The 18666-nt window shown below is 65.7% G+C and carries 12 protein-coding genes; 7 read left to right on the forward strand and 5 right to left on the reverse strand.

Annotation, left to right across the window (positions count from 1 at the left end):
- Position 1: 1 nt before the first annotated feature.
- Positions 2-1585, forward strand: a complete 1584-nt coding sequence (locus tag CLM60_RS18825) for a dipeptide ABC transporter ATP-binding protein (RefSeq protein ID WP_245848475.1) — start codon at positions 2-4, stop codon at positions 1583-1585.
- Positions 1586-1597: 12 nt separating this feature from the next.
- On the opposite strand, the gene CLM60_RS18830 is transcribed toward CLM60_RS18825, so the two are convergent.
- Both CLM60_RS18830 and CLM60_RS18835 read right to left on the reverse strand, forming a co-directional pair.
- Positions 1598-2386 carry an MBL fold metallo-hydrolase gene (locus CLM60_RS18830; RefSeq protein ID WP_095590607.1) on the reverse strand — a complete coding sequence of 263 codons (789 nt, stop codon included), beginning with the start codon at positions 2384-2386 and terminating at the stop codon, positions 1598-1600.
- Between the two features lie 42 nt (positions 2387-2428).
- Positions 2429-3505: an isopenicillin N synthase family dioxygenase gene (locus CLM60_RS18835; protein ID WP_095590608.1), complete on the reverse strand. Its 1077-nt coding sequence runs from the start codon at positions 3503-3505 to the stop codon at positions 2429-2431.
- A gap of 249 nt (positions 3506-3754) precedes the next feature.
- Between CLM60_RS18835 and CLM60_RS18840 the strand changes: the two genes are divergently transcribed.
- Genes CLM60_RS18840 through CLM60_RS18865 form a run of 6 tightly spaced genes read left to right on the forward strand, consistent with a single transcriptional unit; the run spans position 3755 to position 9021 of the window.
- A complete protein-coding gene (locus tag CLM60_RS18840) occupies positions 3755-4825 on the forward strand; it encodes an ABC transporter substrate-binding protein (protein ID WP_176473927.1) in 1071 nt (356 codons plus the stop codon).
- Between the two features lie 6 nt (positions 4826-4831).
- A complete protein-coding gene (locus CLM60_RS18845) occupies positions 4832-5884 on the forward strand; it encodes an ABC transporter ATP-binding protein (RefSeq protein ID WP_095590610.1) in 1053 nt (350 codons plus the stop codon).
- Positions 5881-6864 carry an ABC transporter permease gene (locus CLM60_RS18850; RefSeq protein ID WP_095590611.1) on the forward strand — a complete coding sequence of 328 codons (984 nt, stop codon included), beginning with the start codon at positions 5881-5883 and terminating at the stop codon, positions 6862-6864. Before CLM60_RS18845 ends, CLM60_RS18850 begins: the two co-directional genes overlap by 4 nt.
- A complete protein-coding gene (locus CLM60_RS18855; RefSeq protein WP_095590612.1) occupies positions 6864-7661 on the forward strand; it encodes an ABC transporter permease in 798 nt (265 codons plus the stop codon). Before CLM60_RS18850 ends, CLM60_RS18855 begins: the two co-directional genes overlap by 1 nt.
- 11 nt (positions 7662-7672) lie before the next feature.
- On the forward strand, positions 7673-8287 hold the full coding sequence (locus CLM60_RS18860) for a cysteine hydrolase family protein (RefSeq protein ID WP_095590613.1): 615 nt from the start codon (positions 7673-7675) through the stop codon (positions 8285-8287).
- On the forward strand, positions 8284-9021 hold the full coding sequence (locus CLM60_RS18865; protein ID WP_095590614.1) for a hypothetical protein: 738 nt from the start codon (positions 8284-8286) through the stop codon (positions 9019-9021). The genes CLM60_RS18860 and CLM60_RS18865 overlap by 4 nt, the downstream gene beginning before the upstream one ends.
- Positions 9022-9220: 199 nt before the next feature.
- On the opposite strand, the gene CLM60_RS18870 is transcribed toward CLM60_RS18865, so the two are convergent.
- The 3 genes from CLM60_RS18870 to CLM60_RS18880 all read right to left on the reverse strand — a co-directional run bounded on the left by CLM60_RS18870 (position 9221) and on the right by CLM60_RS18880 (position 18628).
- Positions 9221-9937 (reverse strand): lysozyme family protein, encoded by a 717-nt coding sequence (locus CLM60_RS18870; protein WP_245848477.1) that lies wholly within the window; start codon positions 9935-9937, stop codon positions 9221-9223.
- Positions 9938-10165: 228 nt separating this feature from the next.
- A complete protein-coding gene (locus CLM60_RS18875) occupies positions 10166-15898 on the reverse strand; it encodes a DUF11 domain-containing protein (RefSeq protein WP_095590615.1) in 5733 nt (1910 codons plus the stop codon).
- Positions 15899-15988: 90 nt separating this feature from the next.
- The gene (locus CLM60_RS18880; protein ID WP_245848479.1) at positions 15989-18628 is read right to left on the reverse strand and encodes a beta strand repeat-containing protein; all 2640 of its coding nucleotides are present in this window, start codon (positions 18626-18628) and stop codon (positions 15989-15991) included.
- Positions 18629-18666: the final 38 nt, after the last annotated feature.

Here is an 18666-nt window from a genome sequence, read left to right on the forward strand (position 1 = left end):
CGTGCGCTTCGCGACCCGGAACGGCCCGGTCGACGCGGTGCGCGGCATCGACCTGTCGCTGGGCAATGGCGAAACACTGGGCATTGTCGGCGAAAGCGGCTCGGGCAAGTCGGTCACCGCGTTCAGCATCCTGCGGATCCTGGATCAGGGCGGGGAAATCGTGTCGGGCGCGGTGCGCTATGGCGGCATGGACCTGCGGCAGGCCAGCGAACGCGATCTGAACGACATTCGCGGGCGTGAGATCTCGATGATCTTCCAGAACCCGCGCGCGGCGCTGAACCCGATCCGCAAGGTCGGCCACCAGATCGAGGACGTGCTGCGCCAGCACGCCCAGGCCACCCGCCAGGATGCCCGGGCCAAGGCCATCGCGGCGCTGGAAGAGGTGCAGATCAAGGATGCCGCCGCGCGCTATCACGCCTATCCGTTCGAGCTGTCGGGCGGCATGTGCCAGCGGATCGTGATCGCCCTGGCGCTGGCCTGTCGGCCCCGGCTGCTGATCGCGGACGAGCCGACGACCAGCCTGGATGTCACGACCCAGAAAACCGTGATGGATCTGATCCGGACGCTGGCGCGCGACCGCAAGATGGGTGTGATCCTGATCACCCACGATCTGGGTCTTGCCGGGCAGTATTGCGACCGCCTGGTGGTGATGAAGGACGGCCAGATCGTCGAAAGCGGCACGCCCGCCGATCTGAGCCGCGCCCCGACGCATCCCTATACAAGGCGGCTGGTGGCCGCGACGCCGCATCCCGGCAAGAAGCTGCATCAGCTGGTGGTCGATGGCACCCCCGCCCCGATACCTGCACGCGGAGAGGTCCTGTTGTCGGTGCGCGACGTGACCAAGACCTATGCCGGCAAGTCGGGGCCGGTCGACGCGTTGCGGGGCGTCAGCTTCGACCTGCCGCAGGGCGGGTGCCTGGGGCTGGTCGGCGAAAGCGGCTCGGGCAAGTCGACCGTGTCGTCGATCATCGCGCGGCTTCAGGATGCCAGCGGCGGCGATGTGCTGTTTCAGGGCCAAAGCCTGTGCGACGTGCCCGCCAGCCGGTTTTCCCGCGACCCGCGCAGGCCGCTGATCCAGATGGTGTTTCAGGACGCGACCGACAGCCTGAACCCCCGCCAGACCGCGTCACAGGCCATCGCCGAACCGCTGCGGCGGCTGGGCGGGCTACGCGCGGGCGCCCGCAGGGACCGGGTGCACGAGCTGGCCGAACAGGTCGGGTTGCCCGCCAACCTGTTGACGCGCCTGCCGCATCAACTATCGGGCGGGCAGAAGGCGCGGGTCGGCATCGCGCGGGCGCTTGCGGTGTCGCCACGGCTGCTGATCCTGGACGAACCGACCGCGGCGCTGGACGTGTCGATCCAGGCGCTTGTGCTGAACCTGCTGGCGGATCTGCGGCACCGGCTGGACCTGACCTATCTGTTTGTCAGCCACGACCTGTCGGTGGTGCAGATGCTGTGCGACACGGTCGCGGTGATGCGGCGGGGACAGATCGTGGAATTCGGCGCCACCGAACAGGTCCTGAACACCCCCGCCGACAGCTATACGCGGCAATTGCTGGATGCGGTGCCGCAGCCCATCGTCTGATACCGCCGCGCCTCAGGCTGCATCCCAGAGCGCCTCGTATTCCGCGATGATCTCAAGCATGCGGGCGCGGTCGAAGCTTGGGTCATGACCGCCATGCACGGTGGTCACGGGCAGCGTTTTCAACAACGCAAATGTGGCGCGGTAATCCGGCACGCTCATCCCCGGCCCTTCGAAGATCAGCGGTCCGTCATAGATCGCATCGGCGGCGAACAGGACGCCGGTCGCGGCTTCGAACAGGCCGATGCCACCGGGCGAATGCCCCGGCAGGTGCAGCACCTGATAGCTGCGATCGCCCAGATCGACCGTGTCCCCATGTGAAAGCAAACCCGTCGCGTGCGCCCCCCGCAGACGATAGGTTTCGGGGTCATAGCCGGCATGGGGCAGCGCCTCGATCAATGTCTCGCCGATGGGCGGGTACCCGGCATCCAGGAAGGTCTGCAAAAGCCGCTCCGGCATGTCGCGGCGAAACAGCGTGGTCAGGCCAGACGGTCGCGCCATTTCCGCCGCCTCGGCGGGGTGGACAAGCCGCGTGTCGAATTCATGCACCGCGCCGATGTGGTCGATATGGGTGTGCGAGGAAACGCAGATGATCTCTTTCCCCGGATCCCGGCGCAGCGTGTCGAGATAGGGTTTCAACGGGATCACGCCCATCCCGGTATCCAGGATCATGTCACGTTCGCTGCCTTCGACCAGGAACATGTTGGCCTGTTCCAGCACGTGGATATGCGGCTCGATGATCAGGGTCGTGTGATCGTCCAGCCGCGTGGCGTTGAACCAGGTTTCGGCAACGGGAAGGGTCATGTCTTGGGTCCGCTCAGGGGTCGGTCGGGCAAGGTGCCGGGTTTATGGGCTGGGCGCCTTGGCCTCGCGCTTGAACGGGTTTTCCTCGGGCACCTCGTAATCGGGGGTGAAGACGCCGTGGGCCTTGGCATCGGCGATATATCGGAACGCGTTCACCGTCATGCGCATCAGATGCTCGCCCGCCTTGATCGGCGGGTATTTCGCCACCGTTTCGGGCGTGCGGAACTTCTCGAGCGGTTCGATGACCGCGTGATAGTCCAGCCCGAAGAACAACGGCATCGAATACCGTTCCTTGCCGGTGTTGATCACCCGGTGCTGGGTCGATTTGAACTGTCCGCCCGACCAGGTTTCGAAGATGTCGCCAATGTTGACGATGAATGTGCCGGGGATCGGCGGGGCCTCGATCCAGACGTCGTCGGCATTCATCACCTGCAGCCCCGGCGCGCCCTGCAGCAGGATGGTGAAACATTCGAAATCCGAATGCGCCGAGATCCCGGTCATGTCCTTGGTCTGGGGCATGTCGTTTTCGATGTACCGCAACAGCCGCAGCTGCGACGTGGGACAGGTGATGTGGCTTGTCAGCTCTTCGGTGGGCACCCCCAGCTCCAGCGCCAGTGCGTCCAGCATCCGCAGGCCCAGGTTGAAGATCGCGTCGTAATAGGCTGAAATCGTTTCCCGCCAGCCCGCGATATCGGGCCAGACATTCGGCCCGGTCATCCGCCACCCGGCCAGATAGTCGGGGTGGTCTGCCGGTGCCTCGAAGGACATGTCCCAGGCCTCGTAGAAGTTCACGGATTTGGGGAAATCCGTGCCGTTTTCCTCGAACGGGACATAGCCGCGATGGTGGGTGGTGAAGCCCGACCAGTATTTCATCTTGAAGCTGCGCGGCATTTCGTGAAACGCCTTGGACGCCGCAAAGACCGCGTCGATCCGGTCCTGCGAGATGCCATGCCCGGTGATATAGAAGAACCCGGAATCGCGCGCGGCGGCGCCCAGTTCGGCGGCGACCCGGGCCTTGTCCGCGGCCTGTCCCGAAAACAGCCCCGACAGGTCGATGACCGGCAATGTGGCATCGTCGACCGTCAGCGCCCTGAGTTCCGTATCACCCGTTTCCGACATTCTTCTTTCCCCGTTCCGTTACGCAGGCACAGCATGCACGGCTTCGCCGTGGGGCGACTCATCCACGTCTAAGAAGGGCCATTCTTTCGGTGACGTTGCCTGCATTCTGTGCATCTGACCGAAGCACTGACGCGTTTGGGGTCACTTTCGTTGACGCGATGGCGCCGGATGGCGGCTCATTTGCCCGGGACAGACGAACGCGCGGCCGCCAAGGGGCCGCGAGTCGTGGGGAAACGAAAGGACTTTACCATGCCTATGTTGAACAGACGCGCGCTGTTGAAAACCGGCGCCGCGGGGATTGCGGCGTCGACACTTGCGTCTCCGCTGATCGCACAAAACCGCAGCATCCGGATCGGGTCCTATGGCGGCTATTTCGAGGACAGCTTCAAGACGCATGTGTATCCCGAATTCACCAAGGCCACCGGGATCGAGGTGGAAAGCATCACCCAGCCGAACTCGTCCGACTGGCTGGTCACCCTGCAACAGGCGGTCGCGGCGGGCAACATTCCCACCGATATCTCGCTGTTTGCGCGGGACACGATGATCAAGGCCAGCCGCATCGGCGACCTGATCGCGCCCTTGGACATGGCCAAGATCACCGGCGCGGGCAACCTGGACAGCTATTTCGTCTTCGAAGGCAATGACGGCCCGCAGGGCGTTGGGGCGATGTCGTGGTTCTCGGCCATGGTGTTCAACCCCAACGAGGTCGAGACCCCGGCAAGCTGGGCCGATTTCTGGGACAGCAGCCTGTTCGAGGCCTCGCTCGGGCTGGGGCGGAACTATAACGCCGGGCTTCTGGACTTTACCGCCGCGACCTTCTTCGACGGCGCCGAAACCATGATGTCGAATGACGGCATCGTCGCGATCATCGAAAAGGTGGCCGAGCTGAAGCCCAATGTCGCGCTGTGGTGGACCGCCGAAAGCCAGATGGAACAGTCGATGAAGAACGGCGATGTGGTGGCCGGACAGTATTACCTGGACGTTGCCAACCTGATGGCGCTGGACGGGTTCCCGATCAAGCCGACCTTCCCGAAAGAGGGCAACCTGCAGGATTACGGCTCGTGGTGCCTGACGGCGGGGTCCGACAAGGGCGACGAGGCGGCCGAGTTCATGAATTTCTCGTCCGAGCCATCGACCCAGGCGCTGATGAGCCGCAAGATCGGCACCGCCCCGCTGGTCGACAAGGCGATGACCGACCTGACAGATGACGAATTCAACTTCGTTTCGGGCGCGCCTGCGATCAAGCCCGCCTATGAGGCGTATCTGGATAACGAGACCTTCATCAAGGAAAGCTGGGACAAGATGCTGGCCGAAGTCTGACCGGCCATGGACGGCCTTGTTCTGAAGGGTGTTTCCAAATCGTTTGGGAACACCCGTGCCGTTGAACCGACCGACCTGACCTTTGCCCGGGGGGAACTGACAGCGCTGCTGGGGCCGTCGGGCTGTGGCAAGACAACGCTGCTGCGGATGATCGCGGGGCTCGAGGAACCGACGCGCGGCACGATCCGTCTGGGCGATACCGACATCACCGCGCTGCCCGCCCACCGGCGCAAGTTCGGGATGGTCTTCCAAAGCTTTGCGCTGTTTCCGCATTATTCCGTGCGCGAGAATGTGGCCTATTCGCTGACCATCGGCGGGATGGCCCGGGCCCGGGCACATGAAAAGGCCGACGCGCTGCTTGAAACCGTGCAGCTTGGCGGGTTCGGCGACCGCCGCATCGGCGAATTGTCCGGCGGGCAGCGCCAGCGGGTGGCCATCGCGCGGGCGCTGGCACAAGAGCCACAGGTGTTTCTGCTGGACGAGCCGATGTCTGCGCTGGATGCGAAGCTGCGCGAAGAGATGCAGGTCGAACTGCGCCTGTTGCAGCAACGTCTGGGCATCACGACCATCGTCGTCACCCATGACCAGCGCGAGGCGATGACCATGGCCGACAAGATCGTCGTCATGTCGAACGGCCGGGTCGAACAGATCGCCCAGCCGCAAGAGGTCTATCACCGCCCGGCCAATGCCTTTGTCGCCGATTTCATCGGCAAGGCGAATTTCTTCGACGGCACCTATCGCGACGGCGCGGTGCAGGTTGGCGGGGTGCAGCTGCGCGCCAGCGCCCAGTTCCGCTCCGGAAGCCCCGTCAGGGTCGCGATCCGGCCCGAACGCGCCTGTATCGACGACGATCCGGGCGACAACCGGATTGCAGCGCGGGTCATGTTCGTGCGCGATCTGGGGCCGCTGCGCGAATACCATCTGCAATCCGACATCGGCCCGATCATCGTGGAATATGCCGCGGGCGAAACCGGCCCGACCCTGGCCACCGGTGACGAGACCACGGTGCGGCTGCCGCCCGATGCGTTGCAGATCTTTCCCCGGGCCGAGGCCGCATGAGCCTGACCGACGACATGCACGCCCAGGGCCGCAGCGCTGCGGCGGCACCGGACGGGTCCGCGATGCTGCGGCGGGTCGGGCTGTTCGTGCTCAGCGCCATCATCTTCATCTTCTGCGTGCTGCCCTTCGGGCTGGTCCTGGCGATTTCCTTTGGCCGCAAGATCGACGGCGCCGGCTGGGTCTGGGATTTCACGCTTGAAAACTATCAACGCTTCTTCGTGGGGGTGCTGTGGCCCGACGAGGTGACGTTCCTGTATCTGCAGCAGCTTGGCTATTCGTTCTATTTCGCGATCATCGCCTCGCTTGTCGCGGTTCTGACGGCGCTGCCCTTCACGCTGTTGCTGACGCGGCTTGGCCGGTCGGCCCAGGCGCTGTGGCTGGTTTTCATCATGGCGTCGCTGTCGCTGTCCGAGGTGTTCATCGTCATGGGCTGGGACATTCTGCTGTCGAACAATTCGGGCCTGCCGAAGCTGTTCAAGGAAACCGGCCTGACCCAGTGGCTGAAGGATACCGGGTATTTCCAGACGCTGCGCGACTGGGGTCTGGCCAATCCCCGCAATGTGAAGTTCAAGACCTCGGATTTCGCGACAATCCTGACGATGAGCTATCTGGTCTGGCCCTATGCGGTGATCCTGCTCTATCCCGCCCTGTCGCGCATCGACCCTGCGCTGGCGGAAGCGGCGCGCACGATGGGCGCGGGGCGCTGGACCGTGACCCGCACCGTCACCCTGCCCGCGATCCGGCTGCCGCTCTTTGGGACGACGCTGTTGCTGTTCGTGTTCCTGCTGGGCACCTATGTCACCGTCACCGTATTCGCCGCGCCCAACAAGCACACGACCGCGGTGGCGATCTATACCAATATCCGGGGCGCCAACCTGAACGCGCCCTTCGGCGCGGCGCAGGCGGTAATGCTGCTGGTGGCGGCGGGCGTGTGCCTGTATCTGGGCCACCTGTTCAACCGCCGAAGCGAGGCGCGCTGATGCGGTTCCTGGGCGCGCTTTACATGGGGCTTGCGGCGCTGGTGCTGTCGCTGCCGATCGTCGTGGTCTGCGGCGCGGCGCTGAATTCGGGGCGCAGCATGTTCTTTCCGCCCCGCGAGCCCACCATGCGGCGGTTCGGCGAGTTCTTCGTGTCGGAACCCGTCTGGACCACGGCGCTGTGGAATTCGGTGCTGGTGGCCGTCGGCGCGGCCACGCTGGCGGTGCTTCTGGCCTGGCCCATCGCCTATTGGCTGTGGTCCACGGGCACGCGGCTGTCGAAGGTGCTGGCGGGGCTTGGGTCGCTGCCCTTTGCGGTGCCGCCCATCGTCTTTGGCGTCGGGCTGGGCTTTTTCTGGGCCTTTGCGGGGGGCTTGGGCGCGCTCTGGGCGGGTGTGATCTCGCACGCGATCCTGTTGATGGCGCTGCCGCTGGTGACCATTTCCATCGGCCTGCAATCGATCGACCGGGCGCATCTGGACGCCGCCGCGACCATGGGCGCGACCGAGCGGATGATCTTTCGCACCGTGGTTCTGCCGCAGACCCTGCCCTATACGATCTCGGGCTTCTTCTTCGTTCTGGTGTTGTCGTTCAACGAATTCACCGTGATCTTCTTCGTCTCGGCCTCGTCCTATGCGACGGTGACGCTGCAGATCTTCAACTCGCTCCGCAACGGTTATACGCCGACCATGGCGGTTGCGGCGATCACCTTTCTGGCCGTGTCGGTCCTGGTCTTTTCCGCCGTTGCCCGCTGGGGCGACCTGCCGCGCCTGATGGGCGCCGATCAATCCCGCAAGTAAGGAGTGCCCCCATGCCACGCCAACCCACCATCGTCGGCAAGCCCGTGCTGCTGGTCATCGACATCCAGAAAAGCGCCTTTCTGGATGTCGACGGCGGCATCCCCCACATGCCCGGCTTTCGCGACAATATCGCCCGCGCCAGACGCGTGGTCGACGCCGCCCATGAGGCGGAAATCCCGGTGATCTTCTTTCAGGAAATCCACCGCCGCGACATGATCGATTACGGGCGCGAACTGGACGGGTCCGAGGATATCCATTGTCTGGACGGCGCCCCGGGCACGCCCGTCGCCAAGCAAGAAATGGACATGCGCCCCGGCGACTATTTCATCCACAAGCGGCGCTATTCGGTGTTCTTCGGCACCGAGACCGAGATCCTGCTGAAGGGGCTCAAGGCCGAAACCCTGATCCTTGTCGGCTGTATGACCGATGTGTGCGTGCATTACAGCTTCGTCGACGGGCACCAGAACGATTACTATTGCCGTGTCGTCAGCGATTGCGTCGGGGGCACATCGCCACAGGCGCATCAGGCCGCGCTGAACGCGATGGAATACCTGCAGGAAGGCGCCGTGCTGACCGCCGACGCCATCGTCGACGCCATCGCCGCCACCCGGGTCGCGGCCGCGTGATCGCGCAAAGCGACATTCAGGGCCATTGGGTCCGCGACTGGATCAAGGCGCCGGGGTTTCAGGATCACGACACCCGGGTCCACTGGATCCAGGTGGGCGCGGATTACGCCGATATCCGCATCCCCGCCGACCGCCCCGACCTGCGCGATGCGGGCGCGCTTGCCGATCTGCCCGCCAGCGCTCTGACCGTGCTGGCCCGGGCGCAGGGGTTTGCCGGGCGCATCACGTTGCAGGGCGCGCACTGCACCTGGCAGCGCGAGATCAACTGGCACGGCACACCGGACGCGCCGGATGTGGGCGCGATCAGCTTCGACGCCCAGGGCCGCATGATCGAGGCCGGCGTTCACGAGGATTACACCGAACGCTGGGTGCGGCACACCGCTCCCGACCCGCGATACTTGCGGTTTGCCGGTCATGGCTATACCGGCCGCGTGGCAAGCATCGGCGAGACCGCCGTCATCGGCATCGGGCGGATCGGAAAACCCGCGACCGCGCCGCTGATCGCGGCGCTGGCCCGTGGCGACATTCCCGACGGGATCGACACGCTGTTCGACGGGCTGCACGCGCTTGGCCACTGGTCGGGCGACAGCCTGATCGCCGATCTGGCGACCCAACCCTTCGCCGAAGGGACGCCGGTGCTGACCGTGCAGGGCGATGCGGTGATCTGGCATGAGATCGGGTTCGATGGCACCCGGCGCGACCTGTTGCTGAACCCCGATCCGGTCCCGGCCTGAAACCGCCGCTCACGGGCGGGGCGGTTCGGCCAGCAGGTTGTCCACCATAGGCGTCGCATACAGCGTTGGTTTCGCGCCGGAGGGTTTGCAGGTCCCGCGCCCGAATAGCGCAGCATGGAACTGACGCCGCTGGGGCATTATTGTATAGTAAGAGTTGGAACGAGCCCCGCTGAATTGTTTCCGCGCATGCTCAACCCGTTTAGCCCTGATTGCGCCGGGCGAAGATGTTGCGCATGTGGCTGTCGAATTCATTCCAGCTGATCACCGCGCGGTTGCCCGCGATGCCGTGGTAATGCGACCGCCCGCTCGATGTGGGAAAGGCCGCCCAGATGCGCGCAAGGTTCTCCATGAACCGGTGACGGCTGATGCGGCCGTCAAGAAAGGCGCTGAAGCCCGCGTCCTCCAGCAGGATGTCGGCCAGCAGATCCTGGGTCTGTGGTGAAAAGCGTGTCTGCGGGTCCAGCCCGGCCTCGCGCACCAGGTTGCGCAGCGTCTTGGGAATGAACTGATACCGGCCAATGGCGTGCTGCTGGCCAGGGGTCTGGTCGATCCAGCGAAAGATCTCGGCCAAAGTCATCATGGTGGGGGCCTGGGCGGGCCGGATGCGGGCGCCGTGCTGGACCGCGTCGTAATCCATCGCACCGGCGTCGACCTGACCGATCAGCTGTTTCAGCGCCTGCGCGCCCACGCCGGTCGGGGCAAAGCCGCGGCGTTTGCCCGGCGCGGCTTCACTCGCGGGGGCGGGTTTGGGGAACACCCGGTTCACGGGCGTCAGCGGGAACAGCGGGGCGTCGAAATCGGCGGGCGAGGCGCCGCGAAAACGCTCGAGGCTAAAGGGCTCTGCCGTGGCCCGGTCGGTGCAGCCCGCGGCCAACAGGCCGATGGCGATGACGGCGGCAATTCCGTTCCGTTTCATGCGTGTACTCCATCACAATTAAATCAACATGGAGCCATTGTGACAGCGCGGCGGCGCGGTCTCACCGGTGCAGAAAGCCAGTCGGGGTCTCGAAAGTATATCGGGGGCCGCAATCGGGATAGCGCGCCCCCGCTTGTGTCACCGACATGGCCCATCAGGGATGGGCGAAACTGGTGGACCACGCCGCCGATGCGCGTGCGGCGTGGTCCTTCCGGGCGAGCGTTGCGGTCAGTCGCCCAGGAAACCGTTCAGCTGATCCCACAGGGAATCATCCAGCAGCAGGTTGAAGCGGAAATAGAACCCGTCCTGATACAGCTCGTCCGCGCCGGGCATCCGGCGGTCGGTGCGGTTATAGCCCACCGCCAGCAGCGTCCCCGGACGGGGCGAGAAGCCAAATTCGGCGCCCAGCCCTTTGGCGCGGCTGCCGCTGTCATCCCACAGCAGCGCGGCGTTCAGGCCGACCTGGAACCGGTCGTCGCCGAATTCATAGTTCAGACCGGCCTGCACCAGCTGGGTCGTGGCGGAATCCGACACGTTCGCGGCGGCAGAGAATTCCTGGAACCGGCCGGCATATTTGCCGTTCAGGCGCAGATCCTCGTTCACCTCATAGGACCCGTCGACCGACCACAGATGGGTTTCGGTGCGGCCGTAACGCTCTTCCAGGCGGTGCTCGTACCAGGCCAGAACCTCCAGCCGCGGGTTGGCTGCCGGGCGATAGGCCATGCCGGCGCGGGTCCGCAGGCGGCGATGGGTTTCGCCGTTGCGCTCGTCGACCGCCAGGCGCGACCGGCCCAGCACGGTCACATCGGGCGTCAGCTCGCCCGCCATGCCCAGGCTGGCGTAATAGGTGCGGCCGGTGGGTTCGAACGTCGCCTCGAGATCGGCATCGGCCACCCAGCTGCCATCACCGGCCTGCCACTTGCCGCCCAGCGCGACCGAGGTCAGCTCGGGCGTGTTGGTTTCCAGATGGCGGGCATGTTCGATATCCACCGAATACGATGTCAGCTTGTTCGGCTCCCATGTGGCGCCCAGCGACTGGTTCAGCGTGGTGTCGTATTCCGACACGCCCTTGGTCAGGTCGGTGGCCCCGCGCAGCCATTCGTTCAGCTCATAGGAAAAGCCCATTTTCGACCGGGTGATCATCGCCTCGTCGCCGAAGGTCAGCTCGATCTCGCCATAGGCGCGCCAGCCGGGCTTGGGTTCCCGGGACATGCCAAGGGTCAGTTCCGGATCACGGTCGCCGCGTTCGCCCAGCGGGTACAGCAGGCGCGCCTCGATCACCGTGCCGGGCCGGTTCTTCGGCATCCAGTGGCCGCCCAGGACCAGCGACGCGGTCTGGTCGCGTTCGCCCGCGCGGCGGTTCTGTTGGAATTCGACGCCCAGATCGCCGCGCAGATGCGGGGTGAAGCGGTGCGAATAAAGCGCGTCCAGCGTCAGACGGTCGGATGCGTTGATCCGGTCGCGGGTCCATTCGGCGGCAACGAATACTTCGCTGCGGCTGTCCAGCTCCAGCCCATAGCTCAGGCGGACCTGGCTGGTGCCAGGGCGTGCCAGCCCGCTGTTGGCGACGAAATTCGCGCCGGTGCGGATCGCCTCAAGGCGGAAGCGCTCGGTCTCGGTCGTCAGTTCGTAGGACAGGCGCGCGGCGGTGTCGGAAACGCCCTCGGCGTCCTCGCTGCGGGCGATCTCGGCCTCCCACACACCGCCCTCGCCCCGGTCATGGCGCAGATAGGCGGCCTGCACGCGTTCGCGGGCCGGGTTGCCTTTGGGCGCGTCCGCATGCACCGCGCGCGCACCGACTGTGGTGCGGTCGTTCAGGGCATAGTTCACCTCGCCGCCATACAGCCAATAGCGTTCGGCCTCGTCCTCTTCGACCTCGTAAGTCACGCGGATCGACACCGGGTTGCCATCGGCGTCGAACTGGCGCACGGGCGCGTCGAAGGTGATGGTATCGCGGAAGAAATCCAGCAGGTAATCGGTGCCCCGGCGCATGCTGGTGGTCGACAGGATGTCGCCGCCATCTTCGTCGCGCACCAGGATCTCGACCCGCTCGGACCCGTCGATATACCCGTCCAGGTTCAGGTCATAGGGCCCCGAGACACCGCGCCCGCGGATTTCCACCACGCGCTGTTCCTGGCCCACGCGGGCGGCGAAAACGGTGACCGACACGCGGTCGTTTTCCCAATGTGCCTTGCCGCCCGTCGTGACCCGGCGCCAGTCGCCCAGTTTGAACGCGCTGGATTCCGGCTCGATCGCGATATCGCCATACAGCACATAGGACCGGCCCTTTTCGACCTTGACGAACAGGTTGCCCGACGATTGCGCATCCGCGCCGCGTTCGGAATTGTCGCCATAGACCGGATAGAATTCGTCGCCACGGATGTCGCGGAACAGCCGGTCTTCGGTATCGCGATCCGAGCTGTAGCGCAGTGTCAGCAGCGCATCGCCCCGGATCGCACCTTTCAGGTACAGCTCGCCGCGCAGCCCGGTGGTGGTGTCCTCGAACTCGCTGAACCGGTCCTTGGGCAGCAAGGCATCACCGCTGCCGCCCAGCGACACGGCGCCTTCGATGATGCCCACCATCACGCGCTGGTCCAGATCGGGGGTAAAGGTGATGCGGGCCTCGGCCTGGCCAAAGGCGCCCTTGATCGTCACCAGATCGGGGCCGGCCACCTGCGGCGGCGTCAGGTTGAACGTGGCCTCGCCATTGTCCAGATAGGCCTGAACACCGGGGGTACCGGGGCGGATGTCGGTCACGTCCCACAGCGCGTTGCGCGCGGTCAGCGTCACCGTGCCCGAGGCCGAAACCGGCATGCCGCGCGCATCCAGCACCCGCACCACCACGGGCACGACCGATGCGGGATTGGCCGGGGCGGTTTCGGGCAGGACGATTTCGAACCGTGCCGGATCGCCCGGCGCGATCACGGTGATTTCCTCGCGGGCGCGTTCGATCCCGAACCCGTCGCGGCCGATCAGGGTCAGCCGGTTTTCACCCGCCGCCAGCTTGACCGCGACATATTCCAGCGCCTGCACGTTCTGCTTTTCCCAGGTGCTGCGCTCACCCACGCGATCTGCGCCCAGCTCGCGCCCGTTCAGCATCAGCGAAAGCGACAGGTCGGCCTTGCCCTTGATGCGGATATTGCCGGTACGATGTTCCAGAACCGCGCCCGGTTCCAGGTCCAGAAAGCCGGGGGTGTTGTCCAGCCCGCGGATCAGGCTGCCCAGCGGACGGCGGCGCGCGGCGGCCTTTTGCGGCAGCGCCTGGGGCGCGTTGGCAGCCTCGGCATCGGCCAGCATGCCCGGCGTCAGCTGGGTCGTGGTGGCGATACCGGCCGCGCTGCGCGACGAGCGCACGGGGGCGCGGCTGGCCTCGATCGACAGATCGCCCGCCACCGCCGTCCCCGGCGTGCCGTTGTCCTGGAAATGCGCGCGGCGCTTTGCGACCTCGTCCAGCGCGGCGGGGGTGCAGGCGCCGACCGCGAAATGCTCGGCCCGCATCTCGCCCTTGCGCAGCGGCACGATGCGCGAGCCGCCACGGCGCAGGTCGTTGGTGCGGGTCACGGCAACCCGGGTGCCGGCGGGCAGCGTCTGCTGCTGCACGACAAAGGCATGGGTCACGGGCCGCAGGCCGTAAAGCGAATACTTGCCGTCGATATCGGTGACGACCGACAGCCCCTCTTGCGTCACGATGCGCACGCCGGGAATGCCCGGCTCGTCCGCGCCGCCCCGGATGCCGTTGCCGTCGCAATCCATGAAGACAGAGCCCAGCACCGTGCCCTCGCGGGCAAAGACACCGCCGGAATTGTCCAGCTTGACCACCGCACGCGCCAGCGGCGAACGGCGCAGCACGCCATTGCCCGCCTGACGGCCCGACAGCAGCGCGGTGTTTTCGTTGCGCCCCTCGCGCGCGGCGGCGGTGAAGCGCATCACATAGCGCAGCTCGTGGCTGGACAGCGGCAGCAGCGTGCCCATGTCATGCACCAGATCGCCCGAGGCATCCCGGCGCGGATCCTTGCGCCGCTTGCCGTCCAGCGTGACCGACCCCTTGACCAGCTGCGCGCCGAAGGGCGGGCGGTCCAGGATCTCGGCCCCGATCAGGGCCTGGTTCATGTTGTTGGACAGGCTCAGCGTATAGGTCACGAATTCGCCATGCGAAACGCGATCCTGGTTGGCCGATTTGCGCAGCGACAGCGGCGCGCCGTAATGCGGATCCACGGGAATGTCCGAGGTATAGATCGCACCGCCCGCATGGCGGAACGCGGCGCCATAGCCGGCCTGGGTGACATTGCGGGCAAAGCCCGGCGTGTCCAGCCGCACCGAGGGGAATTCCCAGGCGGGCGTGTCGACCAGCGCATAGCGGTATTCACCGGCGGGCATCTCGCCAAAGGCGAAATAGCCGCGCGGGTCGGTCAGGGTGCGCGCGACCTCGCGACCGGTCGCGGCATCGACCAGCGCAACCGTGCCGCCATCGACGGCCTCGTTGGTCATCGAATTGAACAGGAAGTTGCCCGGCGCCACCAGCAGAACCGCCTCGAGCGCACCGGCGCCGCAGGTCGCCCCGGCCAGGATCCGGTCGCCCTTGTCGGTGGCCATGACCTGATCGCCGCCGGTCACGACGTTCATCTGCTCCAGCGGCACGGGGCCGGTCAGGAAGATGCCGGTATTGGGCCCGGTTTCGGTGGCGGTCACGGTTTCCACATCGCCCGTCAGCTTGCTGCGCAGGGTGATCGAAACGATTTCGACGCTGTCGGCGCGGTTACAGGCCCCGGCCGCAAGGCGCAGGCGCGTATCCTCGCCCGGCTGTCCGAAGGTCGCGGCATCCAGCGTGGCGGGGTCGACAAAGGACAGCGTCCCGTCCGAGGCGCCGTTCTGCGCATAGCTGGTGGTGTTGGACCACAGCGCGTCATCGGGCGTGCCGCCGCCGACAAAGGTCTGCGCGGTGTTGCGGATGGTGACATTGCCCAGCGCCGCGGGCACCTGCACCGCAAAGACCGCATCGCTGGACCGGCCGACCGGGTAATCGCCATCATGGAAAAAGGCAACGGCGTCGATTTCGGCCGTGGCGGGCGGCTGGCTGCGGTAATCCTGCGGGGCATCGCCGCGCTGGTGATAAAGCGGGGTCAAACCGCCGCCGGTCTGGATGGCGTGAAACCGGCTGTTCAGCGGGATCGCGTCGCGCAGCAGGATGCCGCGGGCGGGCTGGCCATCGATGCGCAGCGCTTCGTCGTCAATGGTGTCATATCCCGCGACGGGCGCGTCCGAGTTGTTGCGCAGGCGCAGGGTGTATTCCAGGATCACGCCACCCGCGTCGTCGCGCATCGCCTGCAGCTTTTCCAGCTCCAGCGCGGCACTTTCGACCTCGGTCACGCCGGCGGCTTCGACCGACAGCGGGGCGGCAACGATGCCTTCGGGCTCGGCGTCCGCAACCAGCGAGGTCTCCATCCACTGGCCGGGTTCGGCGGCGGTGGACACGGTGAATTCATAGATCATCTGCATCGACTCGCCCGGCAGCAGGCGCAGCGCATCGGCGGGATCGGATTCCGGCTCGGACGCGTCGATCAGACCGTTGGCGTTGGTGTCATGCACAAGGCGGGCGTTGCGCATCAGCGCGGCTGCGGCGCGGTCTTCGGTGCGCAGCGTGGTCTGCAGCGGAACGTTGCCGGTATTGCTGACCTCGAAATAATACTGGCCGATGGCGCCACGGGTCAGGACCAGTTCCGAGAAACCTTCGATCGTCAGGTCGGGCACCGCGATCACCAGGGCTTCGACCGGGTTGGAAAAGACCCGTTCCACGATCCCCAGGCGCGGGTTGAAATAGGTGGTTTCGGCGATGTTGCGGATGGTCGAACCCGCAGGCGCAGGCTGGGACGCAACGAAGTCAGGAGCAAGGGTAAGAGCGACAGCAGCGGTACCGATGGCCTTGGCTGCGTACTGGGTGACCGTGTGAAGGAAACTGCGCATCAGCTTGCTCCATGATACTGGTTGACGGGGAAAATGCGGCGCCCTCGGGATTGGGGAGGGAAACCCGTCCCCGAGGGCGCCGGGGTTCGCTTAGTTGTCGACGCGAACCGTGAATTCCAGACGCGCAACGCCGCCGGGAAGAAGCGTGCCGTGCTGACTCTGAATGTTGTCAGGCGTCACGACAGAGGTGCTGGTGGCCGGGAACAGGCTGACCGGGCAAGCACCGCCGCAATCGGTGATCGCGGTATAGGCCGGCGCCGCATCCGAGATGGTGACATTCGCCGCCTCGCCGGTGCCGGTGTTCTCGGCCTCGATCAAGTAGCGGATGCACTGGCCCGGTTCGACATCCTGACGGTTCTTGGTGAAGGTCCCAACCGTGCCGTCGCAGCTTGCGTCGACATACTGGTACTTCGTCAGGGTCATGTCGCCGGCGATGATCACGATCCGGTCTTCCACCGCGTTGTCGCTGGTGTCGGCATCGGTCGCGGTGCCGCCGTTCAGGGCGCTGCCCAGAGCGATGGTGCCGATCTCGGACACACCGGTGGTCGCGGTCGACGGGGTCTGCACGCGATAGATGAGCGAGATGCTGTCACCCGGGGCCAACCCGTTCACGCCAGCCGACACGCCGTCGGTCAGGTCGTTGAAGTTGTCGATCACCGGCTCGGACGCGTCGATCACGCCGTTGCCGTTCTGGTCCCAGAAGATCGCGCCCGAGAAGTTCGACAGACCGCTTTCGGTGATCGAACCTTCGGTGATGGCCACGTTGCCCTGGTTGGTGATCGTGTGCAGCATGTCCACGACACCACCGGGGGCGGCCTGGACGCTCTGGTCGTCGATGATCTGAACGTCATAGATCTCGTTCACGCTCACCTGGTTGACGATCCGGTCGCCCTGCCCCGAAACCGACGAGACCAGCGCGATGTCGACCAGCGTGTCGCCGGGCGCGGCGTCTTCCGTCGGGGTGACGATGACCTGGATGTTCTGGCTGCCACCGGCGGGGATGGTGCCGGTGTTGGTGGCCACGGTGCCGTCCGCCAGGCGGAATTCGACCGTCCAGCCTTCGGGCAGCGGCTGCGCCAGCGACAGGTTGTAGCTGTCGGAAACCGGGCCTTCGTTCTGCACGGTCATGTCGAACACGACCGGCTGGCCGGGATCGGTGGCGGTGGTCACCCAGGGGGTGCCGCCGTTTGTCGGCGCGGCGCCGTCACCTTCGGAGCCCAGGACCGCGTTTTCCAGATCGACCGAAGCCGCCAGAACCGCGCCCGAGAATTCCGCGGTCGACGTATCGGTCACACCCGATGCGTCCGACGTGGTCGTCACGACAGCGGTATAGTTGGTGGTCGCCGAGGGCGTCGCGTCGGTCGGCAGGGTCGCGACCAGCGTGACCTTTGCGCTTTCGCCGATGGCCAGCGGCCCGACAGAGCCCACGATCGGCGTGACGCCGTCGGCGCCCACGAACCGGAAAGTCGTACCGGCGGGGAAGTCGACATTGGCGACATCCAGCGTCAGGCTGTCGGCCTGGTTCGACAGGTTCGTCAGGACGAATTCCTGCCGGATCACACCGCCCTGATAGACATCGCCGGTCTCGGTAACGATGTCGTTGCTGGCGGCATCGTCATCGGTGGCCGATGCGATGGCCGGGTTCGGGGTGTCGTCGGCGTTCACCGCCGTATCGGCGATGGCCACGCTGTACTGATTATCGACGGTGATCGACGCGGTGTTGGACGGCGGGAAGGCCACGCCATCGACCTCTTGCGTGGCGGTGTTGGTGATCAGGCCCGCATTGGCGGTATCGGCCACCACGGCCTGGAACGTCACGCTGCCCGAGCGGCCGGAACCGACCGACGACAGGGTGAAGTTGATGGTCTGGGCGTCGTCGTAATCCCAGGCGATGGTTTCGCCGCCGCCATTGGTGGCGTCCACCGCGGTCGAGGCGTTGTTGTCATCCAGCGCACCGGCGGCATCCGACCATGTGGCCGAGCCCGGCACATAGATCAGGTTGCCGTCCAGAACGTCCTGCACGACATAGTTGTTCGCCGCCGCAAGGCCGGTGCTGGAATAGGTCAGGGTGATGGTCACGGTGTCGCCGGCATCGACAATGCCCGGGTTCCCGCCCGAGGCCGCATCGGCCACCATCGACTTGACCAGTTCCACGATCGCATCGTTGGAAATCGTCAGCGTGTCGGTGTTGGTGGCGGTGACGGTGCCGTCCAGCGCGGAAACAGAGGTAACCGTGATGGTGTCCGAACCGGTCGCCGTCGACGGCACGGTGGCCTCGATCACGACGCCGAACTGTTCGCCGGGGGCCAGGGCCGGGGTGCTGGTGATCGGGGTCGCGCTGTCGGCGACGCCGTCCATGTTGGCATCCGGATAGAAGACCAGCGTCGATGTATCCAGCGTGCCGGTGTTGGTTTCGACGGCGGTCAGCGCAAAGCTGTCGGGGCCGTTACCGTCGTTGGTGATGATATGCGGCAGGAACGCCTTGCCGCCCGGCGCGATGGTCTCGTTGTTGTCCGAGGTCAGGCTGACACCCGCGACCTGCTGCACGATGGTTTCGACCGTGTTCGACGTCACCGTGATCGTGTCACCAGCGGCGTTGACATAGGTGGCGACGGCCTGGTTGCCGATCACCGACCCGGCTTCGGGTGCGGCGGCATGTGCGGCCGTGCCGAGCACGGCGCCAAAGGCGACGACGCTCGCCGAACGCATGACAAAGGATTGATAGGACACTGTTTTGGCTCCTCAGATCCAGGGCACTTGCTAAGATT

The organism is Actibacterium ureilyticum (assembly GCF_002285435.1).
In the GTDB taxonomy this organism is placed as follows: Bacteria; Pseudomonadota; Alphaproteobacteria; order Rhodobacterales; family Rhodobacteraceae; genus Actibacterium_C; species Actibacterium_C ureilyticum.